The sequence below is a fragment of the Shinella sp. NM-101 genome, from assembly GCF_021401195.1.
Taxonomy (GTDB): Bacteria; Pseudomonadota; Alphaproteobacteria; order Rhizobiales; family Rhizobiaceae; genus Shinella.
Map to the genome: position 1 here is coordinate 23,869 of NZ_JACBFT010000027.1, position 23,454 is coordinate 47,322.

The 23,454-nt window shown below is 64.1% G+C and carries 23 protein-coding genes, 1 tRNA gene and 1 pseudogene; 20 read left to right on the forward strand and 5 right to left on the reverse strand.

Annotation, left to right across the window (positions count from 1 at the left end; translation table 11 throughout):
• The first annotated feature begins 195 nt into the window (after window positions 1-195).
• From L0976_RS27180 to L0976_RS27235, 12 genes are all read left to right on the forward strand, one after another.
• Window positions 196-420: a hypothetical protein gene (locus L0976_RS27180; protein WP_234190288.1), complete on the forward strand. Its 225-nt coding sequence runs from the start codon at window positions 196-198 to the stop codon at window positions 418-420.
• On the forward strand, window positions 417-1,634 hold the full coding sequence (locus L0976_RS27185) for an EAL domain-containing protein (protein WP_234190289.1): 1,218 nt from the start codon (window positions 417-419) through the stop codon (window positions 1,632-1,634). The genes L0976_RS27180 and L0976_RS27185 overlap by 4 nt, the downstream gene beginning before the upstream one ends.
• Window positions 1,631-2,515, forward strand: coding sequence for a hypothetical protein (locus tag L0976_RS27190; RefSeq protein ID WP_234190290.1), 885 nt, complete (start codon window positions 1,631-1,633; stop codon window positions 2,513-2,515). Before L0976_RS27185 ends, L0976_RS27190 begins: the two co-directional genes overlap by 4 nt.
• Window positions 2,516-2,660: 145 nt before the next feature.
• Window positions 2,661-3,347 (forward strand): helix-turn-helix domain-containing protein, encoded by a 687-nt coding sequence (locus tag L0976_RS28825; RefSeq protein ID WP_370643875.1) that lies wholly within the window; start codon window positions 2,661-2,663, stop codon window positions 3,345-3,347.
• A gap of 74 nt (window positions 3,348-3,421) precedes the next feature.
• The gene (locus L0976_RS27200) at window positions 3,422-7,894 is read left to right on the forward strand and encodes an autotransporter domain-containing protein (RefSeq protein ID WP_234190310.1); all 4,473 of its coding nucleotides are present in this window, start codon (window positions 3,422-3,424) and stop codon (window positions 7,892-7,894) included.
• Window positions 7,895-7,987: 93 nt separating this feature from the next.
• On the forward strand, window positions 7,988-8,779 hold the full coding sequence (locus L0976_RS27205; RefSeq protein WP_234190312.1) for a SapC family protein: 792 nt from the start codon (window positions 7,988-7,990) through the stop codon (window positions 8,777-8,779).
• The gene (locus tag L0976_RS27210; protein ID WP_234190314.1) at window positions 8,776-9,456 is read left to right on the forward strand and encodes an invasion associated locus B family protein; all 681 of its coding nucleotides are present in this window, start codon (window positions 8,776-8,778) and stop codon (window positions 9,454-9,456) included. Before L0976_RS27205 ends, L0976_RS27210 begins: the two co-directional genes overlap by 4 nt.
• A gap of 10 nt (window positions 9,457-9,466) precedes the next feature.
• Window positions 9,467-9,955, forward strand: coding sequence for a MucR family transcriptional regulator (locus L0976_RS27215; RefSeq protein WP_304951723.1), 489 nt, complete (start codon window positions 9,467-9,469; stop codon window positions 9,953-9,955).
• 114 nt (window positions 9,956-10,069) lie between these two features.
• Window positions 10,070-10,987 (forward strand): LysR family transcriptional regulator, encoded by a 918-nt coding sequence (locus tag L0976_RS27220; RefSeq protein WP_234190315.1) that lies wholly within the window; start codon window positions 10,070-10,072, stop codon window positions 10,985-10,987.
• Between the two features lie 176 nt (window positions 10,988-11,163).
• Entirely contained in the window at window positions 11,164-11,712 is a 549-nt protein-coding gene (locus L0976_RS27225; protein ID WP_234190317.1) for a hypothetical protein, read from the forward strand.
• Window positions 11,709-12,671: a CsgG/HfaB family protein gene (locus L0976_RS27230; protein ID WP_234190326.1), complete on the forward strand. Its 963-nt coding sequence runs from the start codon at window positions 11,709-11,711 to the stop codon at window positions 12,669-12,671. Before L0976_RS27225 ends, L0976_RS27230 begins: the two co-directional genes overlap by 4 nt.
• Window positions 12,672-12,725: 54 nt before the next feature.
• Window positions 12,726-14,861: a hypothetical protein gene (locus tag L0976_RS27235; RefSeq protein ID WP_234190328.1), complete on the forward strand. Its 2,136-nt coding sequence runs from the start codon at window positions 12,726-12,728 to the stop codon at window positions 14,859-14,861.
• A 97-nt stretch (window positions 14,862-14,958) separates the two neighbouring features.
• Here the strand turns inward: L0976_RS27235 and L0976_RS27240 are convergent, their stop codons facing one another.
• Together L0976_RS27240 and L0976_RS27245 are read right to left on the reverse strand one after the other, a co-directional pair.
• Window positions 14,959-15,180 carry a hypothetical protein gene (locus L0976_RS27240; protein ID WP_370643876.1) on the reverse strand — a complete coding sequence of 74 codons (222 nt, stop codon included), beginning with the start codon at window positions 15,178-15,180 and terminating at the stop codon, window positions 14,959-14,961.
• A gap of 186 nt (window positions 15,181-15,366) precedes the next feature.
• Window positions 15,367-15,453 (reverse strand) — tRNA-Leu (locus L0976_RS27245).
• Between the two features lie 364 nt (window positions 15,454-15,817).
• On the opposite strand from L0976_RS27245, the gene L0976_RS27250 reads away from it, so the two are divergent.
• Window positions 15,818-16,321 (forward strand): disulfide bond formation protein B, encoded by a 504-nt coding sequence (locus tag L0976_RS27250; RefSeq protein ID WP_234190332.1) that lies wholly within the window; start codon window positions 15,818-15,820, stop codon window positions 16,319-16,321.
• Window positions 16,322-16,384: 63 nt separating this feature from the next.
• Here L0976_RS27250 and L0976_RS27255 read toward each other — a convergent pair whose 3' ends face one another.
• A complete protein-coding gene (locus L0976_RS27255; protein WP_203316658.1) occupies window positions 16,385-16,942 on the reverse strand; it encodes an HNH endonuclease in 558 nt (185 codons plus the stop codon).
• 103 nt (window positions 16,943-17,045) lie between these two features.
• Entirely contained in the window at window positions 17,046-17,696 is a 651-nt protein-coding gene (locus L0976_RS27260) for a DNA-3-methyladenine glycosylase (RefSeq protein ID WP_234190362.1), read from the reverse strand.
• A 66-nt stretch (window positions 17,697-17,762) separates the two neighbouring features.
• Here L0976_RS27260 and gluQRS point away from each other — a divergent pair, with 66 nt between their 5' ends.
• The gene (gene gluQRS, locus L0976_RS27265; protein ID WP_234190334.1) at window positions 17,763-18,671 is read left to right on the forward strand and encodes a tRNA glutamyl-Q(34) synthetase GluQRS; all 909 of its coding nucleotides are present in this window, start codon (window positions 17,763-17,765) and stop codon (window positions 18,669-18,671) included.
• On the opposite strand, the gene L0976_RS27270 is transcribed toward gluQRS, so the two are convergent.
• A complete protein-coding gene (locus L0976_RS27270) occupies window positions 18,618-19,562 on the reverse strand; it encodes a YihY/virulence factor BrkB family protein (RefSeq protein ID WP_234190336.1) in 945 nt (314 codons plus the stop codon). The two genes, gluQRS and L0976_RS27270, sit on opposite strands and share 54 nt — an antisense overlap.
• 192 nt (window positions 19,563-19,754) lie before the next feature.
• Between L0976_RS27270 and L0976_RS27275 the strand changes: the two genes are divergently transcribed.
• The 6 genes and pseudogenes from L0976_RS27275 to L0976_RS27300 all read left to right on the forward strand — a co-directional run.
• On the forward strand, window positions 19,755-20,603 hold the full coding sequence (locus tag L0976_RS27275; protein ID WP_234190338.1) for an SDR family oxidoreductase: 849 nt from the start codon (window positions 19,755-19,757) through the stop codon (window positions 20,601-20,603).
• Window positions 20,604-20,703: 100 nt separating this feature from the next.
• Window positions 20,704-20,904 (forward strand): twin transmembrane helix small protein, encoded by a 201-nt coding sequence (locus tag L0976_RS27280; protein WP_234190340.1) that lies wholly within the window; start codon window positions 20,704-20,706, stop codon window positions 20,902-20,904.
• Window positions 20,904-21,482 carry a cob(I)yrinic acid a,c-diamide adenosyltransferase gene (locus tag L0976_RS27285; protein WP_234190349.1) on the forward strand — a complete coding sequence of 193 codons (579 nt, stop codon included), beginning with the start codon at window positions 20,904-20,906 and terminating at the stop codon, window positions 21,480-21,482. The genes L0976_RS27280 and L0976_RS27285 overlap by 1 nt, the downstream gene beginning before the upstream one ends.
• Window positions 21,483-21,548: 66 nt before the next feature.
• Window positions 21,549-22,334 carry a rhomboid family intramembrane serine protease gene (locus L0976_RS27290; RefSeq protein WP_234190351.1) on the forward strand — a complete coding sequence of 262 codons (786 nt, stop codon included), beginning with the start codon at window positions 21,549-21,551 and terminating at the stop codon, window positions 22,332-22,334.
• A gap of 183 nt (window positions 22,335-22,517) precedes the next feature.
• Complete coding sequence (locus tag L0976_RS27295) at window positions 22,518-23,267, forward strand: electron transfer flavoprotein subunit beta/FixA family protein (RefSeq protein ID WP_234190353.1); 750 nt, start codon at window positions 22,518-22,520, stop codon at window positions 23,265-23,267.
• A 27-nt stretch (window positions 23,268-23,294) separates the two neighbouring features.
• Window positions 23,295-23,454: pseudogene (locus tag L0976_RS27300) on the forward strand (electron transfer flavoprotein subunit alpha/FixB family protein); the annotation flags it as partial.

The window sequence follows — 23,454 nt, forward strand, 5'->3', positions numbered from 1 at the left end:
TGACCGACCGCCACGGGACCAGGGGCGACTTGATGCCGTTATCCAATAGGATCGCTCCTCCGCTTATATTGACTATAAAAGGTCCTTTTTGCTCACTGTTCTTTGAGCCAGATCACTCTTTGAAATCGTTCAGAAATTTGTGCCCACGATTCGGTCACGTTCCTGTGTCATAGGCTTTTACACAAGGGACGACTTATGCAGCGCCCCTTGCACCAAGAACTCGGCCACGATGCCGATCAGCGAGATGGCCGGCCGGAGATCATTTTTCTCGCCTTGCCCTTTTTGATCTCAGGCGCTGTCGCTGGCTTCTTCCTTGCCGGTCACATCACGCTGAGTGCGGTCGCCTTCGGCGGCGTCGCCATCGGCTGCGTTCTAGGTTGGTGGGCTCGCGGACTGACCGGCAAGGGTGATGCCGGATGATTGCTCCCCTCGACGCCGGCCCAGATCGGAATACTGTTGCGATCGCTGCTGCTTCGTTGTCGCTCGGCGTCGGCAATTTTGCGGATGTTGCAACCGCCTACGGCGAGTGGTTTGCGGAAGGCTTTCTCGATTGCCTTTCCACGCGAGCGGCCATCTATCTTGGTCGAGACGAGGTGCCCGTTCTCGTTCGGGACGATCGTCGTTTCCTCTCCATCGGCGAACTCGCGCAAGGCGCAAATGCGGAGGCGTTGCTGGTCGCTCTCGGTAGCGAGCCTGTCGTCATCAATGGCATTCCGGTTCTGCCAGTGCTCACATTCGGCGACCCGGATGCCCTTCGGTTGGACGAAGCGCCTTCCTTGCAGCTCGGCAACGCGCATTATCGCCGGCTGATGACAGAGGCGGTCGCCGCATACAAGGCGCTGCGTGACCGGCGTCTGGCATTGGCGTTTCAATCCATTCGGTCTGCTGATGGTGATGGCCTTCTCTACAGGGAGGTTCTTGCTCGAATCGTGCCGGAGGATGGCGGGTCGGAACTGATTGGACCGGGTGCCTTCGTGCCGGCGCTTGAGCAACTCCGGCTTGCTCGCCTGTTCGACCGGGCGGTCGTAATGGATACTCTGGCCGCCTTGCGCATGGCGCCATCCTCCCGACTTGGCTGCAACATCTCCGCGCAAAGCGCGGCTGATGACGAATACTGGACGTCAATCTTCGCATTGCTCGCGGCCGAGCCTGACATCGCCGGCCGTCTGATCGTCGAGATCACGGAGACCGCAGGTTTCCCGGACCCCGACGCCGCACAATGGTTCGTTGCGCGGCTGAAGAGGCTAGGATGCGAGGTTGCGGTGGATGATTTCGGCGTCGGCTGCAACTCGATCAGCCTGACCGCGATGCTGCGTCCGAGCATCGTCAAGATCGATGGTTCCTTCCTGCGCGTAAACGCCGGCCAGATATTTGGCGGTGAATTCGTTCAAAGCCTGATCCGCCTGTCGTCCTGCCTTGCGGCACATGTCGTCGTCGAGGGCGTCGAGGACGAAATCTGCCTGCAACTCGCCATGCGCGCGGGTGCGCGCTGGCTGCAGGGCTACTACATCGACTTGCCTGCCATCGGTCTCGATCGCGCGGGGGGCGGGCGTCTGGAAAACGGCGAGGATGTCGAAGCGATCGCGCGGTTTTGCAAGCCGCAGTCCGGCTTGAACGAAGAGGCCGTGCGATGACCCGGTCCTCCTTGGAATGGTCCCTCGTTCAAGACGGCATGTCCGTCCGGCTCGGACAGTCGCTCCGGGATCTCGCTGCCTGTGCTGCCCTGACCGGTTTCGATGCGCTTCGCTCCAGGCTGTCCGCCATCGATCTGCTCGCAGTTCAGTCTCTCGACATCAGCAGGTGGTTCGGCGCTTGCGCGGAACATGCACGGGAGATTGCGGCGGCGCCAGAAGCCGGCCTCACGCTGGAGAGCATCAGCGCTGTCACATCGGTCTACCAAGCCGGACTGGTTGCGGGTTTTGACGGGGTTTTCTGCTTCCTTCCTGACCATATGTTCGGCGACCTCACTCGAGACGAGCTTGACGACATCCTCACCGTTGCCATCCGACATGGTGAGGTACTTCGGAGTGGCCTGGAAGCGCGGAGTGTGGCCTCAGCGCTCCGTTCCTGCGCCGACGAGGCCAGCGCGGGGCAGACTTCGCGTGATCGGGCACGTCTGAAAATCGTGGCATCGCGTGCCGAACGTCATCCCCCCGACATCGGCAAGCTTCTCCAGCGCCTTGTCGTCATTGAGCCGACGCAGTTGGTCGCCGAATATCCGGAGCTCCACATTCGCAGTTGTTTGCAACAGGCCGAGCGCATCGTCGGCGCGGTCGAAATCGCGCTCGACTGGGACCAGCAGAGGCTGGCTCTCGCCGCTTACGAAGCGGGGCTTCGTCAGGGCTATGAGGGGTCGGGCAAGCCGCAGCCTCTGGATAACGCGCACGGCTTGGACAGCAAGGTGATGGCGGCCGTCGCGGCTGCGGGATGGCGCCATGGCGATATGGTCGCGGCACGCTGGCGGACGCATCAGCAGTTGCTGGCAATAATTTCGGGGGAGGACCAGCTATGCTGATCGTCCGTGCCCGCATGCCGAAAAGCATCACCGTCGTCTTCTCACAATCGCAGTGGACGCCAGATTCCGGTCTCGGAGGTTCGCCTTTGGCCGAACGATCCCAGGTCGGGGTGGCGCTTGGGTCTTCGGCATCGGGGGCGCCTCGATGACGAACAGGCGCGTAACATTCGGACGCAGGATCGCCCCCGGACAGGCCGGTAAGAATGATGTCGTCGCCTCGGCGGCGGAGGTCACCCTGCCGTTCGGCAAGCGGCGATCCCCATCCGCCGCTGCGGGTCAAGGCCGCACCGCATTCGTTCCGTTCTCGACGCTCGCTAAGACGCGGCTTACCGGCATCTGCCGGGATCTCAACAATCTCTATAACGATCCCGCCTTTCCCGGCGAGGCGCCGCTCTTCGAGATACGTGACATCCCGAACCTGATGCTGACCATTGCTCGGCACGGCACGGTCCAAATCGACGAAGCCCGCGGTGTCTATGCGCTCAGAATCGATGGCCCCGAGCATGGCACCGTCGTGATCGAGACGGCCAGTGACGACGTGCTGCTCGATCACATCTTCTGCCAACTTGCCCGCGACCGGGATCGGTTCTTGTCGGCAACCGCGCACAATCTTGTTTCGGCGCTCGTCGGCTGCTCGCTCGCCGAAGTCGAGCGCAGCCTGATCCTGTCGACGCTGCGCCAGCATCACTTCAACCGAACGCGCGCGGCGGAAGTGCTCGGCATTTCCGTCCGCTGCATCCGAAACAAGATCAGATCCTACCGCGCCGAGGCAACTGCGGACAGTCGTGACGGCGATGTGTTCCGACCAAGACGGCCTCAGACGTCCACCTGAGGCTCCAATTCAAGAATTCAGACTAACGGGCGACCCGGATACCGGGGATGCTCAGCAATAGGAAAGAGGGAAATATGACTACCGAAACCCCGGCATGTTCGAATGTGCGCAGCGCAGCGGCGACCAAAGACACGCACCTCGTCACCGTCTCGAGATCGCGGCCACGTGCCTCGACCCGTTCAGCCGCGATTACCGCACTTCGCATTTCCACCGCGATTGCCACCGTCCTCGGAGGGGCTTTGGGTGCTCCGGCTGCATTCGCGCAGTCTGTGGTCGTAACGGGTAGCGTAAGCCCATCCGGGGTGACTTCACCGAATTGGAACGCGGGCAGCAGTCTGCTTGTCGGCGATAACGGCAACGGTACGATGGACGTTACCGGGGGCGGAACGGTCAGCGACATGTACGGGTATATCGCCTTCGAGGATGGGAGCACCGGCGCCGTGACCGTCACGGGGCCGGGTTCGGTCTGGGACAACAGAGCTGAGCTATACATCGGTTACAATGGTAGAGGCTCGCTTAACATCTCCGATGGCGGCGCGGTCTCGAATACATGGGGATTTATTGGCTCTACCCCAAATGGGATCGGCGATGTTTCGGTAGACGGATCCGGTTCCAATTGGACCAGCACCGATCTTCATGTCGGCCATTTTGGCTCCGGTGACCTCAAGGTCACCAATGGCGGTACGGTCAACAGCGACACCGGCTCGGTTGGCCATGCTTATTCCTCTAGAGGTTATGCGACCGTCGGCGGACCCGGTTCGACTTCGACATGGAACGTCGCCGGCGAACTGGTGGTCGGCTACTACGGCCGTGGCTCCCTGCGCATCGACGCTGGAGGCGTTGTCACCAGCGCTGACGGCTATATCGGGGCCTCCGCCACCGCGATTGGCCCCGCCAACGGGTACGTTGTCGTCTATGGCCGCTGGGACAATACGGGCGATCTAAATGTCGGGTATGGCGGCAACGGTTGGCTGACGATCTCCTCGGGCGGTCATGTCAGCGTCGGCAACGGCATCGTTGAAATTGCCGCTGACGTGGAAGCGATTGGTGTGCTGAATATCGGAGCTGACCCCGGCCTACCTGTAGGGGCGGGCACGCTCGCCGCGGGAGAGGTTCGTTTCGGCGATGGCGCCGGCACGATCAATTTCAATCACAACAACAGCGCCTATCTGTTCTCGCCCCTCATCAGCGGATACGGCTCGATCAACCAGAATAACGGTACGACCATCCTGACCGGCGACAGCGGCAACTTCTCGGGCCCGACCGCGGTGGAAAACGGCACATTGCGGGTGAACGGAACGCTCGGCAACAGCGCCAGCAGCGTTAACGTCCAAGGCGGTGTCCTGGGCGGTTCGGGCACGATCGGCGGATCGGTATTGGTCGGAGACGGCGGCACCCTGGCGCCGGGCAACAGCCCCGGCACCCTCACGATCAACGGCAATCTGGTGCTTTCGTCGCTGTCGATACTAGACTACGAACTCGGCGAAGCCGGAACGGTGGGCGGCGCCTATAACGACCTTATCAACGTCAATGGCAACCTGACGCTCGACGGCACGCTCAATGTCAGCCAGTCCCTGGGCGGCACCTATGGCGCAGGCATCTATCGGCTGTTCAATTATGGCGGCACACTGACCGACAACGGCATCGTGCTCGGATCCATGCCGGGCGGTTCCGCCAACTATATCCAGACCTCGGTCGCCGGGCAGGTCAATCTCGTCAATACGCAGGGGCTGAGCTTTCGATTTTGGGACGGCGCTGCCGGACCGAAGGACAACGGCATGATCGATGGCGGCTCGGGCACCTGGACCCTCGCCGCGAGCGGTGCGCAAAGCGACAATTGGACCACGGAAAGCACGCCGATCAATGGCGCTTTCACCAACGGCGCCTATGCCGTGTTCCAGGGGGCGCCGGGCACCGTGACCGTGGACAATCGTGACGGTCTGGTGGCGGTCTCCGGCATGCAGTTCGCTGTTGACGGCTATAGCGTCACCGGCGGCGGCATCGAATTGCTCGCCGGCAGCAACGATGTGCGCGTCGGCGACGGCACGGCCAGCAGCACGGTGATGACCGCCACCATCGAGAGCGGGCTGTGGGGCTCGGGCGGTCTCAACAAGACCGACCTGGGCACCCTCGTCCTGACCGCCAACAACACCTATAGCGGCGGCACAAGAATTACAGGGGGCGCGCTAATCGGCTCGGCGACGAGCTTCGGTTCGGGGGCGATCATCGATAATGCGGCTCTGGTGCTCGATCAGCCAACCGACGCCGCGCTTTCCAACGCGATCTCCGGCACTGGAACGGTGACGAAGACCGGTGCGGGCAACCTGACGCTGGCGGGCGTCAACACCTATGCCGGCGGCACCACAATCACAAGCGGTACCTTGACGGGCTCGGCTTTGAGCTTCGGCACGGGAGCAATCGAAAACAACGCCGCCCTGGTGCTCGACCAGACGACCGACGCGACGCTCGCCAATGCGATCTCCGGCACGGGAACGGTGACAAAGACCGGCGCGGGAAACCTGACGCTGGCGGGCGTCAACACCTATGCCGGTGGCACCACGATCTCGGCCGGGACCTTGACGGGCTCCGCCTTGAACTTCGGCACGGGCGCAATTGTCGATAATGCCGCACTGGTACTCGATCAGGCGACCGACGCGATGCTCGCCAACGCCATCTCCGGCACGGGAACGGTGACGAAGACCGGCGCGGGCAACCTGACGCTCGCGGGGGTCAACACCTATGCGGGAGGCACTACGATCACGGCCGGCACGCTGACGGGGACGGTCGACAGCTTCGGCGCGGGCGGTATCCTCTCCAATGCCGCGCTGGTGCTCGACCAGGCAACGGATGCGTCCTTCGCCAATGCGATCTCGGGCGCGGGCAGCTTCACCAAGGCCGGTGCGGGCATGCTGACCCTGACGGGTGACTCGTCCTCCTTTACCGGGGCGACCACGATCTCGATGGGCGGCCTCACCGTGAACGGCTCGCTGGTGGGCTCGATCGTCACGGCGCAAGGCGGCACCGTCCTGTCCGGTTCCGGCACGGTCGGCGGGGTCGTGGCACTGGGCGGATCGAGGATCAACCCCGGCAACGGTTTGGGCACGCTGACGGTGACGGGAGATTTCCTCCAGCATGCCGGATCAACCTACTCGGCCGAGGTTATACCGGGCGGCACGACCTCCGATCTCATCGCCGTCGCCGGCGTCGCCACCATCGAGAATGGCGCGGTCCTCTCGGTCTCCAGATATAGCGCCGGTGGCTTCTCCCTCACCGACCGCTACACTGTCCTGACCGCGACGGGTGGTGTGAGCGGCACCTATACCATTGCCGGCGACACCGCAATTTCGGCCTTCTACTCGTTCGGCACGGTCACCGAGTCCAATGCCGTCTACTTGGAGGCGCAACAGAACCGCTCCTTCAGCGACGCGGCGTGGACGCCGAACCAGATCGCGACGGCCGGCGGCCTGCAAAGCCTTGTCCCCGGCAACATTGTCCGCGATGCAATCGGCTATCTGCCGACCGACGCCGCGGCGCGGGATGCGTTCGACCAGCTCTCGGGCGAGATCCACGCCTCGGCCAAGGCCGCGCTTTTCGAAGACAGCCGATTCATCCGCATTGCCGTCAATGACCGGCTTCGCGGCGCATTCGACAGTGTGGGCGCATCGGGTACCGTGACCACCTACATAGACGGCAAGCCGGTCACGGTGAATGCCACCACAGATCGTCTCGCGGTTTGGGGCCAGGGCTTCGGCTCCTGGGGCCATACCGATGGAGACGGCAATGCGGCTACGCTGAACCGCAAGACGGGGGGCTTCTTCGTCGGCGCCGACGCGCCCGTGTTCGATACATTGCGCTTCGGCGCGGTCGCCGGCTATAGCCGCACCGACTTCGACGTGAAGAGCCGCCATTCGTCGGGGGCGAGCGATAACTACCACCTCGGCCTCTACGGCGGTACGGCGTGGGGCGATCTCGCCTTCCGGACCGGCGCTGCATATACTTGGAACGACATCTCGACGAGCCGCAACGTCGCGTTCGCCGGCTTCGGCGACAGTCTCAAGGGCGGTTACAACGCCGCCACCGCGCAGGTCTTCGGTGAGCTTGCTTATGGTTTCAGTGCCGGTGGCGCGCGCTTCGAGCCCTTCGCCAACCTCGCTTATGTGAACCTGCGCACCGACGGCTTCACCGAGCCGGGCGGGGCCGCGGCGCTGACCGGCGCATCGTCGAATGCCGGCGTCACCTTCACGACGCTCGGCCTTCGGGCCTCGACAACCTTCGCGGTCGGCGACTCTGCGCTGACGGCGAAGGGCATGGTCGGCTGGCGTCACTCCGCCGGCGACGTCGATACGATCTCGACGATGCGCTTTGCCGGCGGCGGCGATGCCTTCGCCATTGGCGGCGTTCCGATCACTCGCGACGCGGCAGTGGTCGAGGCCGGGATCGACTATGTCATCACGCCCAACGCCATGCTCGGCGTCACCTATGGCGGGCAGTTCGGCTCCGGCATGTCCGATCAGTCGTTCAGAGCAAACCTCAACATCAAGTTCTGACGGAAACGGTCCAAACGAGATCCGTCGCGCTCGCGCGACGGATCGGAATTCAGATCGCGGCGCATCGCGCCATTGAAAGCCATCAGGAAGATCATGACCACGGATTTGCAGTCCGAAACAGGCGCGTCATCACAGCCGCTCTTTTATAAGAACCCTGTCGTCCTTCGCTACGAAACGCACCGTAAAGCAGCTCTCAAGCGTACCGGCGATTTCGGGTTTTCAGCCGCCGCCAATGCAGTGCCTCTGCTGGTGAGCGAATTTGGCCGCGCCGTGCAGCACTACCCCATCGTCTTCACCGACACCGCAAGTCCCTATCCGCTTGCGATGCTCGGGCTGAGGGAGAACCAGAACCTGTTCATTGGCGGACCCGGGTCCTGGCGGGCCGGGACTTATGTCCCGGCCTACCTTCGGCGCTATCCATTCACCGTCGCCAATTTCGGGGATCAGGCCGGTCCGCTTCTCGCCATTGATACGGCATCGGAGCGCGTCACGGAGATCGGCCGCGGCGGTGATCTCGATCCCTTGTTCGAGGATGGCGGCGGTCCTTCGCCGGTGACGGCGCAGGCGATGGCCTTCTGCCATGCCTTCCACCAGGATCATCTGCGCGACGAAGGGTTCGGCAGGGCTTTGCTGGAGTTGGGTCTGCTTGTCCAGCGCCATGCCGTTATGCAGTTTCCCGACAACAGCCGCTACACGCTGAACGGCTTTTGCGTCGTGGACGCCGAAAAGTTCCGCGCTCTGTCCGATGCGGATCTCCTGATCGACTGGCATCGCCGGGGCTGGATCAGCGCGATCGACCTCCATCTCGCCTCGATGAACAACTGGGAGACCTTGCTTCTCCTCAATGCTGAAGCCAGCACGACAACCGGACAAGGAGTGGCATGAGCCTCATGGTCAAGATCGCAATCGGAACCTTCGCCGTCACGCTCGCAGCCGCGGCGGCAGCAGTATTCGTGTTCAACGTTCCCGAAGGACTGGCGAACGCCACGTCATCGGCGGATGCAGTCCAGACGACATTGCGCCCATCGACAGGCGGCACGACCCAGAGACTTGAAGTCGCCCAGGCCGCGGCACAGCCCGCGACGAACCAGACTTCGACGCTGCCCGGAGGAGCTTCGTCCCTTCAGGAAAACTATCAGGACTGGGGGGTGATGTGCGCGCAGCAGCCCGGCGCCAACGGCCAGCCATCCGTGAAGCGCTGTGCCATGACCCAGCAACAGGTCAACCAGCAGGGAGGTCAGCGCGTTCTCGCCGTCGAACTCAGGCCCGCCGGCGCCAACTTCGAGGCGACCCTGATCCTGCCTTTCGGCCTGGCGCTCGATAAGGGCGCTACCTTGCAGATCGACGATGGGCAGGCAACCCAGCCCTATCGCTTCCGCACCTGCCTGCCGGGCGGATGCCTGGTCCCGCTCACATTCGACCCTGCCTATATGACGGCGCTCCAGAAGGGCTCGGTGCTCAAGATCAAGGCGGTGGCCGATAGCGGCGCAGATACGCCCTTGTCGATCTCGCTCCGGGGATTCGGGGCCGCCGCAGCCCGGCTCACCGCGCTCTCGAAGTAGGAGGTGTTTGATGACGATGGCGCGGACGATGTCGAATGAACTGGCGACAAGGGTGGGAAACTACCCGGTCGCTGGTCCACATCATGATCTCTGCATTCGCAAGACGTCGGAGATCATCGTCGCATACGTCTCGTGGACCACCGTCCCGCAGAACGAGTTGCCCGGTCTTATCGATAAGGTCTACCGGGAGCTTTCGAAGATCGCCGTGGCGGAGGGCAATGTAGAAGCCGCCACGGTGTCCGCCCGTCCAGTGCCTCCCGTGCCGATCCGATTGTCGGTGACGCCGGATGTCATCATCTGCCTGGAGGACGGACTGCCGTTCAAATCCTTACGGCGGCACCTCAAGGCCCGCTTCAACATGACGCCGGATGAGTACCGCGAGAAATGGGGCCTGCCCGCCCACTATCCGATGGTTGCCCCGAACTACGCGATGCAGCGCTCGAAGCTTGCGAAGAAAATAGGGCTCGGGCGCGTCGCCAAGAGGGGACCCAAAAGCTAGGCCACGAGGGTTGAGCCCTTCAGGAGCCTTTCCAAAGTCTTCGAAATAATTCCGCACCCGACTGACCGGGCGGGCCGGGTGCGGGACATCTTTGCCACAAGCAGAGGAGGAAAAGTGGAAATCGAGATTCGGGATCTCAAATGGATCATCGCCGTTTCCGAGCATAGAAGCCTGCGGCAAGCTGCAACGGTCCTGAATATCCGCCAACCCGTCCTCAGCCGCCGCCTTCGCACCCTGGAGCTTCGGCTCGGTGTCACCCTGTTCGAACGCGATAATTGCGGCACACGTCCCACTCCCGAAGGTCTTGAGCTCCTCGTCACCGCTCGCCGTGTCCATGAGGAGGTCGATGATCTGCTGCGCAAGCTCAAGGGCCGCAGCTCCCGCCACCGCCACCGTCTCACCCTCGGCCTTCAGGCTTCGCCCTCGGCAGGCAACATGCCGACATTGCTTGGCGAGTTCACGCGCCGCTTTCCCGCAATCGATATTCGCCTTGTCGATGGAAGCTGTCAGCGTCTGCTCGACGGCGTGAGAGCAGGCACGGTCGACATCGCTATTGTGACGGGATCACGCTCGCATTGGTCCGAACACTCCCTCGATCTTTGGAGCGAGCGTGTGGTGGCCGCGCTTCCTGCCCATCACCCGCTGGCGCTGCGCCCGTTCATCCAATGGCGCGACCTCAACGCCACGCCCATCCTGCTGCCTGAGCATGGGCCAGGCGCCGATCTGCACCAACGCCTATCGGATCGCCTGACGGGCCATTCGCTCCCGCCAATCCTGCATCACGACGCGGCCCTCGACCGCATCCTGGCTCTTGTCCGTGGTGGCCTCGGCATTCTCCTCGTGATGGAAGGCGCTACCGGCTTGCATTATGAGGGCGTCGCCTATCGCGAGATCCGCGACGGCGAGCGGCCGGAACGACTGGAGTTCAGCGCCTGCTGGTCGCCGGCCAACCGCAAGACCGCGTTGATGCATTTCCTGGCGACTCTACGCGAGCGGCATCCCGATCTCGCGCCGCCCGATCTCACAAAATGAAACGACGTCCAGAAGGCCGCATGCATTCCCCAAGACAACGGGTTTCCGCCGTTCCTTACTTCTTCTTCGCTCCGCTTCTACGACGCTAAATACTTGTTGCAATAGGCGAATTCGGCCATCAAGTAATCAACCCCGAAGAACAAGCGGCGTAGTGCCGGTTCAAGGGGATAACGATCATGGTCGATAGTTCGCGTGCTGTCCGGACAATCCGGCGCAGCGCTATTTCACCCATTCTCATTCTGGCCGTGGGATTGGCAGGGCCTGCCCTCGCCAACAATTACGGCGAAAGCACCGCCTGGCAGTTCAAGACGTCCGCCGACCGCGCCAATCAGGGCTATGTTCTCGATCTGATGGAGAAGCGCCGCGGCGGCTATTATCAGGCGCCCACCTACAACACCACGATCGAGCGGCAATACAATTGCGGCGTCACCGCGACCGCCACCGGCAATGCCGATTCCCAGACCGCACTCGCCAACTCTCCCTCCGTTGCGGGCGCCACCTCGCTTGCGACCGGCAACGACACCAGTTCAGTGCTGAACGGCGGCGGCTCCGCAAAAACCGGCCAGAACAACAGTGGCAAGGTTTCCTCGGGCATTGTCGGCGGGACGTCCGCTTTCGTCGCCGGCCACGCCGATCAGGCGCTGAACTCGACGCAGAGAAATAGCGGCAACCAGACCGCAAGCGTCGCTAGCAGCAGCGGCTGCACTTTCGGAGGTGCACAATGATGTCACGTCGCCTCGCTCTGCGCGCTGCGACAGCGCTCCTCCTCACCACCAGCCTCACCGCCTGCGCCTCCATGCATGTCGAACGCATGGCGGACGGCGAGGCGCCCCAAGCCATCGGACCGGCTGCCCGCGATAACCGCACGCCCATGGATCCGGTCTTCGCTTGCTATCGGGATGGTCTGACCGGAAAGGGACGGGGGCCGGTGATCGGCGTCGGTGACGTCAAGGATTATACCGGCAAGTTCTCCAACGTCGAAGGCAACGCCATCACGCAGGGCGGCGCGCTGATGGTCTATTCGGCGCTCGGCAAGCTCGGCGGTCGCGTGCGCCTCGCCGAACGCTTCGACCCCACAATCGCCGAACGCGAACTTGTCTATACGGACAAGCGCCAGCTCGGTGACGGCGAGTCCCACAAATTGCCCGGCAAAAATGCCGATCCGGTAAAATGGGTGCCGTATTTCGGGGGCTCGATCATCGGCTCGGACTACTTCATCGTCGGCGGGATCACCGAACTCAACTACAATATCCACTCCGGCGGCGCCGAGATCGGCGTCAACAATGTCGGCCCCAAGCTTCGCACCTTCACCCAATCCGTCGCCGTCGACCTGCGCATCGTCGATACGCGCTCCCTGATCGTCCAGAAGACGGTCAGCCTCACCAAGCAATATGTCGGCCACGACACCGGCTTCGGAACCTTCCGCTTCTTCGGCTCGGATCTCTTCGACATCAATATCGGCGCCAAGGGCCAGGAGCCGCTCCAGCTCGGCATCCGCACCACGCTCGAGGAAGCGACGTTGCAGCTCGTCGGTACGGTGCTGCGCTCCGATCCCTCCTCCTGCCTCGCCAGCAAGCTGCCCGACCAACTCCGCTCCCCAGGGACGGCCATCGCCGAAATCAGTCCGGCACCGGCGGCCGCGCAGGCCGTCGCATACAACCGGCCGCGCTACTCGCCACCTTGATCCTGCCCCTCTTCGCAACCGGCCATGCGGCCACAATCCCCCAAGGAGCCTCACATGACGCGATCCCTATCCCGAAAGACGATACTGATGACCGGCACGGCCGCGCTTGCGGTCCTCGCTGCCGTGGCGACCGCCGCTCTTGCCGCGGACATCTCGGCGGGCGGACACCAGAACCTGATCAACGAACAGAAGATGACCGCGCCGGCCGTCGAAGCCGTGATCGGCAATACCGGCCCCGGAGCCTCGGTCGTCCAGGGCGGGTCCGTCCTGTCCTCACGGATCGGAATCTCCAGCAATAGCCAGAGCGCGGGCGCTATCGGCAATGCCGCCGCCCAGGCGATGACCGTGGATCGCACCGCCATCGAACTCGCCCAGGCGGTTCCCTATTCTACGGTCGAGCCCGTGGCCTATGTCGGCGGCGGCCTGGTCGTGTCCAACGGCGCCTTCAACGTCGTCAACGCCCAGAAGGTCGGCTACGGCTCCATCCTGGCCGAGGGCACCGGCACGGTCTCGACCGTCGGCGTGTCGGGCGATGTGGATGCTTCCACCGTCATCGTCGACGCCAACTCCATCGCGATCCGGGCGATCGGCAACGATGTCGGCAATATGCTTTCGCTCACTGCCCCCGCCATCGCCACCGTGGCGGGGATCAACAGTTTCCAGGCCAGCCGTGCCGGCATCGACTCCCGCCTCGGCACCGCCGCCGATCCCTACAAGGCCGCGATCACTGTCAACGGCGACGTCACGGGCAGCAGCCTGTCTGTTATCGACAACAGCTCTGACGTCATGACCCTGGCCAATCGCGCCATCAACGCCCTTACGGTCGAAACAGCCACCCTCCGTAGCGGTGGCTCGGCCTACGAGGCAGTCGCCGGTCACCTCGAAGATGGCATCGGTGCGGATGGCGCGCTCGTGGTCGCCAATCTGCAGCGCTTCAACATCGCCGGCAATGACGGTGTCGCTGGACCGGGTATGTCCGCCACGACCTATGGGCGCTACGCTATCGAAGCCGGCGGGGCGATCGACACCGCTTCGCTGGCTATCGATCGCAACAGCCAGTCCGCGCGTATCTTCGGCAATGTCGCCGGCAATTCGGTCACCGTATCTGCCGCGACTATCGAGAATGGCGGCGGCGAACTGCCTCCGGTCGGCGTGGCGATCTCATCGGCCCAGATCGGCAATGGCGACCTGTCGGCCCTGTCGCGGCTCGAGGCGCGGTTCCCGGCCTCGATGTCGCGGTCCTCGCTTTCCGTCGGCGGCAACGAGAACCTGGCGCTCGCCCGGATGAACGATGCCGACAATACTCTGACCATCAATGCCGCGACGATCGCCGGGTCTTCCGATGCCGGCGTCTGGGGCGCCGGCGCATACGGCCACCACGTCGTCTTCAATCGTCAGAGCGCCAGCGGCACGGTCACTTCGCTCGCCGAGAGTGTCCTCGGAACCTTGGGAGACGGCGGGGAGATCGATGGGTCCGCAATCACGGTCGAGGGCAATCTGACCGCCTCCGAGGCGACCGCCAACCGGGCAGCCAATACGCTTTCGGTCACGTCCGCGGCAGCGCTCAGCACCGGGGCAGCTCTGGGAAATCGGCAGACGAACGGAGCCGCCGTCAAATCCACCGCCAGGAGCGCTCTCAATGTTTCGACCGGCGCTGCCGCGACGTCGTCACTGATCGTCAACGACAACACCGCCACGGCGCTCGCACGCGGCAACGCGGTCGAAAATACCTTGACCCTCGTCTCCGGCAGCGGAGACGCCGCAGGCGGCCCGCTCGTTCCCATGCCGATGAGCGGCGGATATGCGCAGCCGGCCACCGCCATGCTGTCCAACAGCCAGAACAACCGGGGCTCTGTGAAAGCGCGCGTCATCGGCAGCGGTTCCCAGCTCGCCCTCAATTGCGATTGCGCGGATTCCAACACGCTCGGTGTCACCGCTAATACCGCAAAGGCAGCCGCCTATGGCAACAGCGCGCTAAATGCCGCCTTCGTAACCGGCGGCGCCGATCCGCATATCGCGCTCGTCGTGAACAGGGAGGTCAACAGCGGCGCCGTCACGGCCCGCGTCGTCAATGCCGTTCCCGGCGTCGTCACAACAGGTCTCTACGCCAGCGACCTCAAGATCGGGGGCAACGTCGTCTCGGCCACCGCGATCGGCAATCAAGCCGTGAATACGATCAGCACCCGCTGATCGACCGGATCGGTGGCGCTGCCTCGCTGCACCCCCCCCCGGCGCCATCCGATGAGGCCGCCATGCTCTCCCCCGGCATGGCGGCCTTCTCGTTTCGTCAGCGCAAGCTGCCATCCTTCCTGCGACGCGGAACGGTCCGATCCGTGAGGACAACCGCGCCTTCGGGAAGTGAATTCACCGCGTGCGGACGGCCGCGTGGGGGATCGGCCTTCACATAAATCGCAGCGATTCGCACCAGTTCGGCATTGAGGCTCGGATGAGCTTCCAAGGTTCGCACTGTCGGTATGCCGGCCGCGCTGGACTCGGCCACGTCATGCACCGGAATGCGCGTATTTCGGATGACGGGCGCTCCTCCTAGAATTTCAGGGACACCGTCACCATCTCGCGTGCGGATTCCAGATCAGCCAGGCGCTCGACCGTTCGCCGCATGAAGGGACCGGAAGGCACCGATGCTTCTCCTGCTCTGACGAAGGATCTTGCGCGGCCAAGCCGTCTGAAAGGTCTCTGGTGCGGGCGGTCGGACTCGAACCGACATATCCGTAAGGACGGCGGATTTTGAATCCGCTGCGTCTACCAATTCCGCCACGCCCGCACATTCCCGCCGATCTTGCTCTAGGTGTCGGCTCCTATCCTGCCCCTAGTGCCGATTCGGCAGTATTTCTAACCTTCACTCCCACACCGCCAGCCTATTGAAAACACGATGTTTTTACGGCATCGAGATTTCTTGTGGATTGGTAGACAAATCCCTTTTTGAGTCGAGCGCGTCTACCAGTTCCGCCAATGGGGCACGGCACTTGCAGCAATCGCGTTTACACCAAGCGCCTGCGGGCGGCAACCGGCAAATCGGCGGGCGGGGGCGATCACTTATGCGTGCGGTGCATTTACAAAGGCGGCCCACCTGATAGAACTCGGCGCCGTTTCGCCGGCATGTCCGCCGGTCTTTCTGGACGAGCCCGATGACCGCATCCCTTTCCCGCAAGACATCCGCAGGCCTCCTTTCGTTCGGCATGGCCGCGACCGTGGGCGGGGCGCTCGCCTTCGAGCATATCGGCGGCTACATTCCCTGCGCGCTCTGCCTTCTGCAGCGCGATCCCTATTACTACGGCATTCCGGTGGCCATCGCCGCCCTGCTTTCCGCGCTTTTCGGCGGTCCGGCCTGGCTGACGCGGCTGCTGCTTACCGTCGCGGGCATCATGATGCTCGTCGGTGCCGGCATGGGCGTCTATCATGCGGGCGTGGAATGGGGCTTCTGGGAGGGACCTGCGACCTGCGCCACTTCCGCGCAGGGTGTCACGCAGAATGCCGGCGACCTTCTCTCCGACCTCAATGCCAAGCACGGCCCGTCCTGCACGGAGGCGTCCTTCCGGCTGCTCGGCCTGTCGTTCGCCGGCTGGAACGTGATCGCAAGCCTGATCCTTGCCGCGATCGCCTTTTCGGGCGCGCGGTCGGCGAAAGCTTGATGCCCGCAACCTGATCTCGGATGCATGCCGCAGGTGCGCGAAAGCGCTCCCGCGCGGCAGGCCTCAGGGTTGCAGTTCGACGTCCCAGTAGAGATAGTCCATCCAGCTTTCATGCAGATAGTTGGGTGGAAACAGTCGCCCGTTGTTGTGCAGATCCTGAACCGTCGGCTGGTAGGGCTTCTGATGCGGGTGCATGCCCGCCTGCTTCGGCAGCTTGCTGCCTTTTCTCAAATTGCACGGGGAGCAGGCCGCGACCACGTTGTGCCACGTCGTCTCGCCGCCATGGGCGCGGGGGATGACATGGTCGAAGGTCAGGTCGTCCGGCGACCCGCAGTACTGGCATTCGAACTTGTCGCGCAGGAACACGTTGAACCGGGTGAAGGCCGGATGGCGTGACGGCTGCACGTAGGTTTTCAGGCACACGACGCTCGGCAGGCGCATCGTGAAGCTGGGAGAGGACACCGAATGTTCGTATTCGGCGATGATGTTTACGCGGTCAAGAAACACGGCCTTGATCGCGTCCTGCCAGGACCACAGCGACAAGGGATAATAACTCAGCGGCCTGTAGTCAGCATTCAATACAAGGGCTGGCAGGGCCTGTGGTGAAACAGAAATCGTCAAGGGCTTCTCCTGATCGATTCGGCATCTGCCTTTCTATATTAGGCCTGTTGTTACAGCATTGTGAAGCAAGAAAGAAAAAGCGAAAACAAGGTATTTTGAGGGCTCAGCCCTCCAGCACCGGCGCCACTTCGCGGCGCATTTCCCGCGCGTAATAGGCCCAGAAAAGCCGGGCCGAGACGCCGCGCCAGGGTGACCAGCTTTCCGCGATCCGGTCGAGTTCCTGCGGGCTCGGCCGGACGGCAAGGCCGAGCGCATGGGCGACGGCGTTCTGGAGGGCGATGTCGCCCGAGGGGAAGATGTCCGGATGCCCGCCGCAGAAGAGCAGGTAGACATCCGCCGTCCAGCGGCCGATGCCCTTGATGGCGGTGAGCTTGCGTGTCGCGGCCACCGCCTCCATGGCGCAGACGGCGTCGAGATCGAGGTCGCCGCGGTCGACGGCCTCGGCCGCCCGGCGCAGGGTGTCCGCCTTGGCGCGCGACAGGCCGACGGCGCGGCACTCCTCGTCGGAAAGGCCGAGCATGTGGTGGGGCGTGATGTCGCCGGCCGTCTCTTCCAGTCGCCGCCAGATCGCATCGGCGCTCGCCCGCGAGACCATCTGCGCCACGATAATGCCGGCAAGGCCGCGGTAGCCGGGCGCAAGCCGGCGCAGCGGCACCGGGCCGGCCTTGTCGATGACGGTGAAGAGGCGCGCGTCGAGCAGCGCGAGGTCGACGAGCCCCGCGGCGACATCCGCCTCCGTTCTGATCATGTGCAGTTGCATGGTTCCAAGCGGTCCTTGCGCGGTGGTGGCGCGACACGCCTCTTCATGCCAGAAGACCTCATGCAAAGCCCTTTGTCAAAAAATCGCGTCTTCCGTTTCGCGCCGAGCCCCAACGGCCTGCTGCATCTCGGCCACGCATTGTCGGCGATCCTCAACCATGACCTCGCCGCGGCCTGCGGCGGGCGCTTCCTGCTGCGCATCGAGGACATCGATCCGGCGCGCTCGCGGCCCGAATTCGAGGCGGCGATCTATCGCGACCTCGCCTGGCTCGGGCTCGACTGGGAAAGGCCGGTGCGGCGCCAGTCGGAGCATCTCGCCTTCTATGCCGAGGCGCTGGAGCGGCTGAAGGAGATGGGCGTGCTCTATCCCGGCTTCCTCAGCCGGGGCGAGGTGAAAGCGCGCGTCGAGGCGCATGAGGCGGCGGGCGGCGTCTGGCCGCGCGATCCGGACGGCGCGCCGCTCTATCCGACGGAGGAGCGCGGGCTCGACCGGGCGCAGGCGCTCGCCCTCATCGCGGAAGGCCGGCAGCACGCGTGGCGGCTCGACATGGAGAAGGCCCGGGCGCTCGCGCCGACGGCGCTGGACTGGTCGGAGAGCGGCGAGGGGCCGGAAGGCGAGACGGGAACGGTTACGGCCCGGCCGGAGCGCTGGGGCGACGTCATCCTCTCGCGGCCGGATGCACCTGCGAGCTACCATCTTGCCGTCGCGCTGGACGACGCGGCGCAGGGCATCACCGATGTGGTGCGCGGGCAGGATCTCTTCCATGCGACGGCCGTCCACCGGCTGCTGCAATGCCTGCTCGGCCTGCCCGCGCCGCACTATACCCATCACGGGCTGGTGCTAGGCCCGGACGGGCGAAAACTCTCCAAGAGCAATCAGGATACGGGGATCGCGGCCTATCGCGGAAAGGGCGTCTCACCGGCCGGCATTCGCGCCCTGCTCGCGGGCTATGGCCTCGTCTTCCATTGATTCCTCATCGGCCTGCGGCTGCTTCCTGACGCCGCGGATGCGGTCGAGGATCAGGTGCTTGACGCGGTATTTCAGCAGCGCGGCGTTGATCTCGGCGCCCATGATGAAGATCGCCCCGATCATGTAGAGGAAGACCAGCGCGATCATGATCGAGGCGAGGCCCGCATAGGTCGATACATAGTTGGCGAAGGCGGTGAGATAGGAGGCGAAGGCATAGGCGCCGACCGCCCAGAAGAGCAGGGTCAGCAGGATGCCGGGCAGCACGTCGGCGATCTTGCGCCGGCCGGCGGGAAGCCAGAGATGGGCGATCAGCAGGCCGATCAGCAACACCAGCACGGTGCCGACGAGCCCCCAGCTTTCCACCCAGGAATAGACATAGGAAAGCCAGGGCAGCCAGTCACCGGTGGCGCGCACCGCAAGCGGGGCGGCGACGAGCACGATGCTGATGACGGCAAGCGCCAGCACGCCCGCGATGACGAAGCCGAGGCTGGCGAGGCGCGTCATGTACCAGTAGCGCGTTTCGGCCACGCGGTAGGCGCGGTTGAGCGAAATGCGCAACGCCTCCACGCCGTTGGAGGCGAAATAGGCGGCGGCGAGCACGGAGACGGTCAGCAGCCCGCCGCGCGGGATGGTCAGCACCGCGACCACCTCGCGGGAGATCGGCGCGGCGATCGATTCCGGCCAGGTATCGAAGATGAGGTGGACGGCGGTCTCGGCGAACTGGTCGGCGCCGAGGAAGGAGCCGAGCGCGGTGCCGAAGATCAGGAAGGGAAAGACGGCGAGCAGGGTGGAAAGCGCTACATGGCTCGCCATGGCCCAGCCGTCGTCTTCGGAAAAATGCCAGATCGCATCGAAAATGACCTTGTAGGCGCAACGGATGGCGGTCGGCATCGGCGTATCCCAGTCCCTTGCGGCCGGACGGCCGCCTCTTTCATTGTCTCTCCGGTCATAACCCCTTACATCGGCTTTTGTTTAAAGGTTACGCGCGGATTTGCGATTCGAAGGCCGCCTTGCGTTGCGCAAGCAACGCGGGGCCTGGCGGTGAATATGGGAAACCGGCGCGGATTTGTACAGGAAACCGCCATGTCTTCTCAGAATGCGTCCGTGCCGCCGAGCATCATCGTGACGGGCTGCTCCTCCGGCATCGGCGCCCATTGCGCCCGCGCGCTGAAGGCCGAGGGCTGGCGCGTCTTCGCGACGGTGCGGCGGGAGGAGGACCTTGCGGGGCTTGCGGCGAACGGCATCGAGGCGCTGCCGATGGACTATACCAGGCCCGAGACCATCGCCGCCCTGGTGGAGACCGTGCTGGAGCGCACCGGCGGCCGGCTCGACGCGCTCTTCAACAACGGGGCCTATGGCCAGGCCGGCGCGGTGGAGGACCTCCCGGTCGAGGCGCTGCGCGCGCAGTTCGAGACGAATGTCTTCGGCTGGCACGACCTGACGCGGCGGGTGATCCCGGTGATGCGCCGGCAGGGGCACGGGCGCATCGTGCAATGCTCGTCGATCCTCGGCATCGTGCCCTATCGCTGGCGCGGCGCCTACAATGCCTCGAAATTCGCGCTGGAGGGCCTGTCGCTGACGCTGCGCATGGAGCTTGCCGGCTCGGGCATCCATGTCAGCCTCATCGAGCCGGGGCCCATCGCCTCGCGCTTCACCGCCAATGCGCTGGTACAGATCGAGAAGAACATCGACCTTGAGAATTCGGTGCATGCGGAGGAATATCGCCGGCAGTTGCGGCGGCTGCGCGGCGAGGCGAAGCCGGCGCGCGGCAAGCTTGGGCCCGAAGCGGTGCATGCGGTGCTGCGCCATGCGCTGACGGCAAGGTCGCCCCGCCCGCACTATGTCGTGACCGCGCCGGCGCGGCAGGGCGTTCTTCTCAAGAAGCTGCTGCCGGCGGCGCTCTTCTACCGTATCATCGGGCGGCTCGGCTGACGCGGCGCGGCGTCGCAGGCATCACGCCGCAAAATGCGTGCACTTTGCGCGAAATGCCCTATTTGAATAGGGCTGACAGAAATCAAACCGGATCGTTGGCATGTCTTCCTTCCTCACCTTCCTGACCATGCTCGTCATGGGCCTCGTCGCCATCGTGCTCGTGCGCGGTCTCGTCAACATGGCCAAGGGCGGCAGCGGCAGCACCTCGAACAAGCTGATGCAGGCGCGCGTGCTGCTGCAGGCCATCGCCATCATCCTCATCATGCTGACCTTGTGGGTCACCGGCGGCGGGCGCGGCTGATGGTCAAGCTCAACAAGATCTATACCCGCACGGGCGACAATGGCACGACGGGCCTCGTCGCCGGTCCGCGCCGCAAGAAGCACGACCTGCGCGTGGAGTCCTACGGCGAGGTGGACGAGGCCAATTCCGCCATCGGCCTCGCCCGCCAGCATCTTGCCGATTTCCCGGCGCTCGACCGGATGCTGATGCGCGTCCAGAACGACCTCTTCGATCTCGGCGCGGACCTTGCGACGCCCGAGACCGGCAGGAAGCTCGACTACGAACCGCTGCGCATCGCGCAGGCGCAGGTGGACCGGCTGGAAAGGGAGATCGATGCGCTCAACGCCGATCTCGAGCCGCTGCGTTCCTTCGTGCTGCCGGGCGGCACGCCCGCGGCGGCGGCGCTGCATCTTGCGCGCACCGTCGCGCGCCGGGCCGAGCGGCGCATCGTCGCGCTGCAGGACAGCGAAGGCGAGACGGTGTCGGCGGCGGCGGTCGCCTATATCAATCGGCTTTCCGATTTCCTCTTCGTCGCGGCGCGCTGGGTGAACGACAAGGGGCGCGCGGACATATTGTGGGTGCCGGGGCAGAACAGGTAAGCTCCTAGGCAAGGTTCCGCGAGCGCATCGAAAATCGCGCAAGGGGCCGCGGGCCGGAAGGGATCCATGTTCATACCGCTGCATGACGCGAACGCCCTGAAATACATCAAGGTGCAATATGTCACGATCGGCCTGATCGTGGCGAATGTCGCCGTCTGGCTGGTGACGGGCCTTGCCTCCACGCAGGCCTTTTCCGATGCCGCGGTGGTGGGGCTCGGCTATATTCCCGCGGTCGTCTTCGATTTCGCCGATCTGGAGCCGGGCCTCGTCCTGGTGCCGGAGGACGCGACCTACATCACCTATGCCTTCCTGCATGGCGACTTCATGCATCTCGCCTCGAACATGCTGTTCCTCTGGGTGTTCGGCGACAATGTCGAGGATGCGCTGGGGCATTTCCGCTTCCTCATCTTCTACCTCCTCTGCGCGGCGGCGGGCGCCCTGGTGCACGGGCTGGTGCAGCCGGATTCGGAGGCACCGCTGATCGGCGCGTCCGGGGCGATCTCCGGCGTGGTCGCGGCCTATTTCCTGCTGCATCCGAAGGTGCGGGTCTGGGTTCTGGTGTTCTTCCGCATACCGCTGCCGCTGCCGGCGGTCATCCCGCTCGCCTTCTGGATCGTCCAGCAGTTCTACATGCTGCTGGCCGACGGCGACAGCGGGGTCTCCTGGGGCGCGCATGTCGGCGGCATCCTGGCGGGGGCGGTCCTCGTGCTCGTCCTGCGCCGGCGCGGCGTGCCGCTGTTCGACCGGACCATCGTGACGCCCAAGGCCGTTCGGCATGTGGAGGCGGGGCCGGTTCCCGCCGAGGAAGCGCCGGCCTCCACCCCGGCGCCGCCGCGCCATTGGGGTCGATGATCGCGGTGCGCAAGGAAAATTGACGTGAACGTAAAGGTAATTTATAAGCCTTCCGTTTTCACCCGGGGAGGGCCGATGATGCATTGTAATTGGGGAAAAAACGCGTATCGATGTCGCCAACCGACAATCAGGTCGCCCCTGAAAGGCGCATTTTCCCTCGCGGGCATTTGAAGGAAGGAAGCCATGAAGATCCTTGTCCCAGTCAAGCGTGTCGTCGACTACAACGTTAAGATCCGTGTGAAGTCTGACGGCTCGGGTGTCGAGCTTGCGAATGTGAAGATGTCGATGAACCCGTTCGACGAGATTTCGGTGGAAGAGGCGCTGCGGCTGAAGGAAGCCGGCAAGGCGGAGGAAGTGGTGGTGGTGTCGATCGGTCCGGCGAAGGCCGAGGAGACGCTGCGCACGGCGCTCGCCATGGGCGCCGACCGGGCCGTGCTGGTGGAGACGGACGACGCCGTCGAGCCGCTCGCCGTCGCCAAGATCCTCAAGGGCGTGACGGAAGCCGAACAGCCCGGCCTCGTCATCGTTGGCAAGCAGGCGATCGACGACGATTCGAACCAGACCGGCCAGATGCTCTCGGCCCTGCTCGGCTGGGCGCAGGCCACCTTCGCCTCCAAGGTCGAGATCGGTGAGGGTTCTGCCCAGGTCACCCGCGAGGTCGACGGCGGCCTGCAGACCATCGAGGTGAAGCTTCCGGCGGTGGTGACCACCGACCTTCGTCTCAACGAGCCGCGCTACGCTTCGCTGCCGAACATCATGAAGGCGAAGAAGAAGCCGCTCGACAAGAAGACGCCTGCCGACTTCGGCGTCGACACGAGCCCGCGCCTGAAGGTGCTGAAGACCGAGGAGCCGTCCGGCCGCAAGGCGGGCGTCAAGGTCAAGTCGGTCGCCGAGCTCGTCGAGAAGCTCAAGACCGAAGCCGGCGTGCTTTGATCGGCGAGATTTGAGGAGATTACGATAATGGCCATTCTTCTTCTGGCAGACCACGACAACGCTCATCTTTCCGACCAGACGGCCAAGGCGCTGACGGCGGCAAGCAAGATCGGCTCGGACGTGCATGTGCTCGTCGCCGGCAGCAATGCCAAGGCTGCGGCCGATGCCGCAGCAAAACTCTCGGGTG

What these genes read in the sequence shown, in the direction of transcription:
- L0976_RS27210 (WP_234190314.1), top strand. Translation starts at nt 8,776, where the DNA reads ATGAGCCTCATGGTCAAGATCGCAATCGGAACCTTCGCCGTCACGCTC.
- L0976_RS27200 (WP_234190310.1), top strand. Translation starts at nt 3,422, where the DNA reads ATGACTACCGAAACCCCGGCATGTTCGAATGTGCGCAGCGCAGCGGCG.
- gluQRS (WP_234190334.1), top strand. Translation starts at nt 17,763, where the DNA reads ATGCAAAGCCCTTTGTCAAAAAATCGCGTCTTCCGTTTCGCGCCGAGC.
- L0976_RS27230 (WP_234190326.1), top strand. Translation starts at nt 11,709, where the DNA reads ATGATGTCACGTCGCCTCGCTCTGCGCGCTGCGACAGCGCTCCTCCTC.
- L0976_RS27190 (WP_234190290.1), top strand. Translation starts at nt 1,631, where the DNA reads ATGACCCGGTCCTCCTTGGAATGGTCCCTCGTTCAAGACGGCATGTCC.
- L0976_RS27225 (WP_234190317.1), top strand. Translation starts at nt 11,164, where the DNA reads ATGGTCGATAGTTCGCGTGCTGTCCGGACAATCCGGCGCAGCGCTATT.
- L0976_RS27185 (WP_234190289.1), top strand. Translation starts at nt 417, where the DNA reads ATGATTGCTCCCCTCGACGCCGGCCCAGATCGGAATACTGTTGCGATC.
- L0976_RS27275 (WP_234190338.1), top strand. Translation starts at nt 19,755, where the DNA reads ATGTCTTCTCAGAATGCGTCCGTGCCGCCGAGCATCATCGTGACGGGC.
- L0976_RS27270 (WP_234190336.1), bottom strand. Translation starts at nt 19,562, where the DNA reads ATGCCGACCGCCATCCGTTGCGCCTACAAGGTCATTTTCGATGCGATC.
- L0976_RS27290 (WP_234190351.1), top strand. Translation starts at nt 21,549, where the DNA reads ATGTTCATACCGCTGCATGACGCGAACGCCCTGAAATACATCAAGGTG.
- L0976_RS27285 (WP_234190349.1), top strand. Translation starts at nt 20,904, where the DNA reads ATGGTCAAGCTCAACAAGATCTATACCCGCACGGGCGACAATGGCACG.
- L0976_RS28825 (WP_370643875.1), top strand. Translation starts at nt 2,661, where the DNA reads ATGACGAACAGGCGCGTAACATTCGGACGCAGGATCGCCCCCGGACAG.
- L0976_RS27215 (WP_304951723.1), top strand. Translation starts at nt 9,467, where the DNA reads ATGACGATGGCGCGGACGATGTCGAATGAACTGGCGACAAGGGTGGGA.
- L0976_RS27180 (WP_234190288.1), top strand. Translation starts at nt 196, where the DNA reads ATGCAGCGCCCCTTGCACCAAGAACTCGGCCACGATGCCGATCAGCGA.
- L0976_RS27295 (WP_234190353.1), top strand. Translation starts at nt 22,518, where the DNA reads ATGAAGATCCTTGTCCCAGTCAAGCGTGTCGTCGACTACAACGTTAAG.
- L0976_RS27280 (WP_234190340.1), top strand. Translation starts at nt 20,704, where the DNA reads ATGTCTTCCTTCCTCACCTTCCTGACCATGCTCGTCATGGGCCTCGTC.
- L0976_RS27250 (WP_234190332.1), top strand. Translation starts at nt 15,818, where the DNA reads ATGACCGCATCCCTTTCCCGCAAGACATCCGCAGGCCTCCTTTCGTTC.
- L0976_RS27205 (WP_234190312.1), top strand. Translation starts at nt 7,988, where the DNA reads ATGACCACGGATTTGCAGTCCGAAACAGGCGCGTCATCACAGCCGCTC.
- L0976_RS27235 (WP_234190328.1), top strand. Translation starts at nt 12,726, where the DNA reads ATGACGCGATCCCTATCCCGAAAGACGATACTGATGACCGGCACGGCC.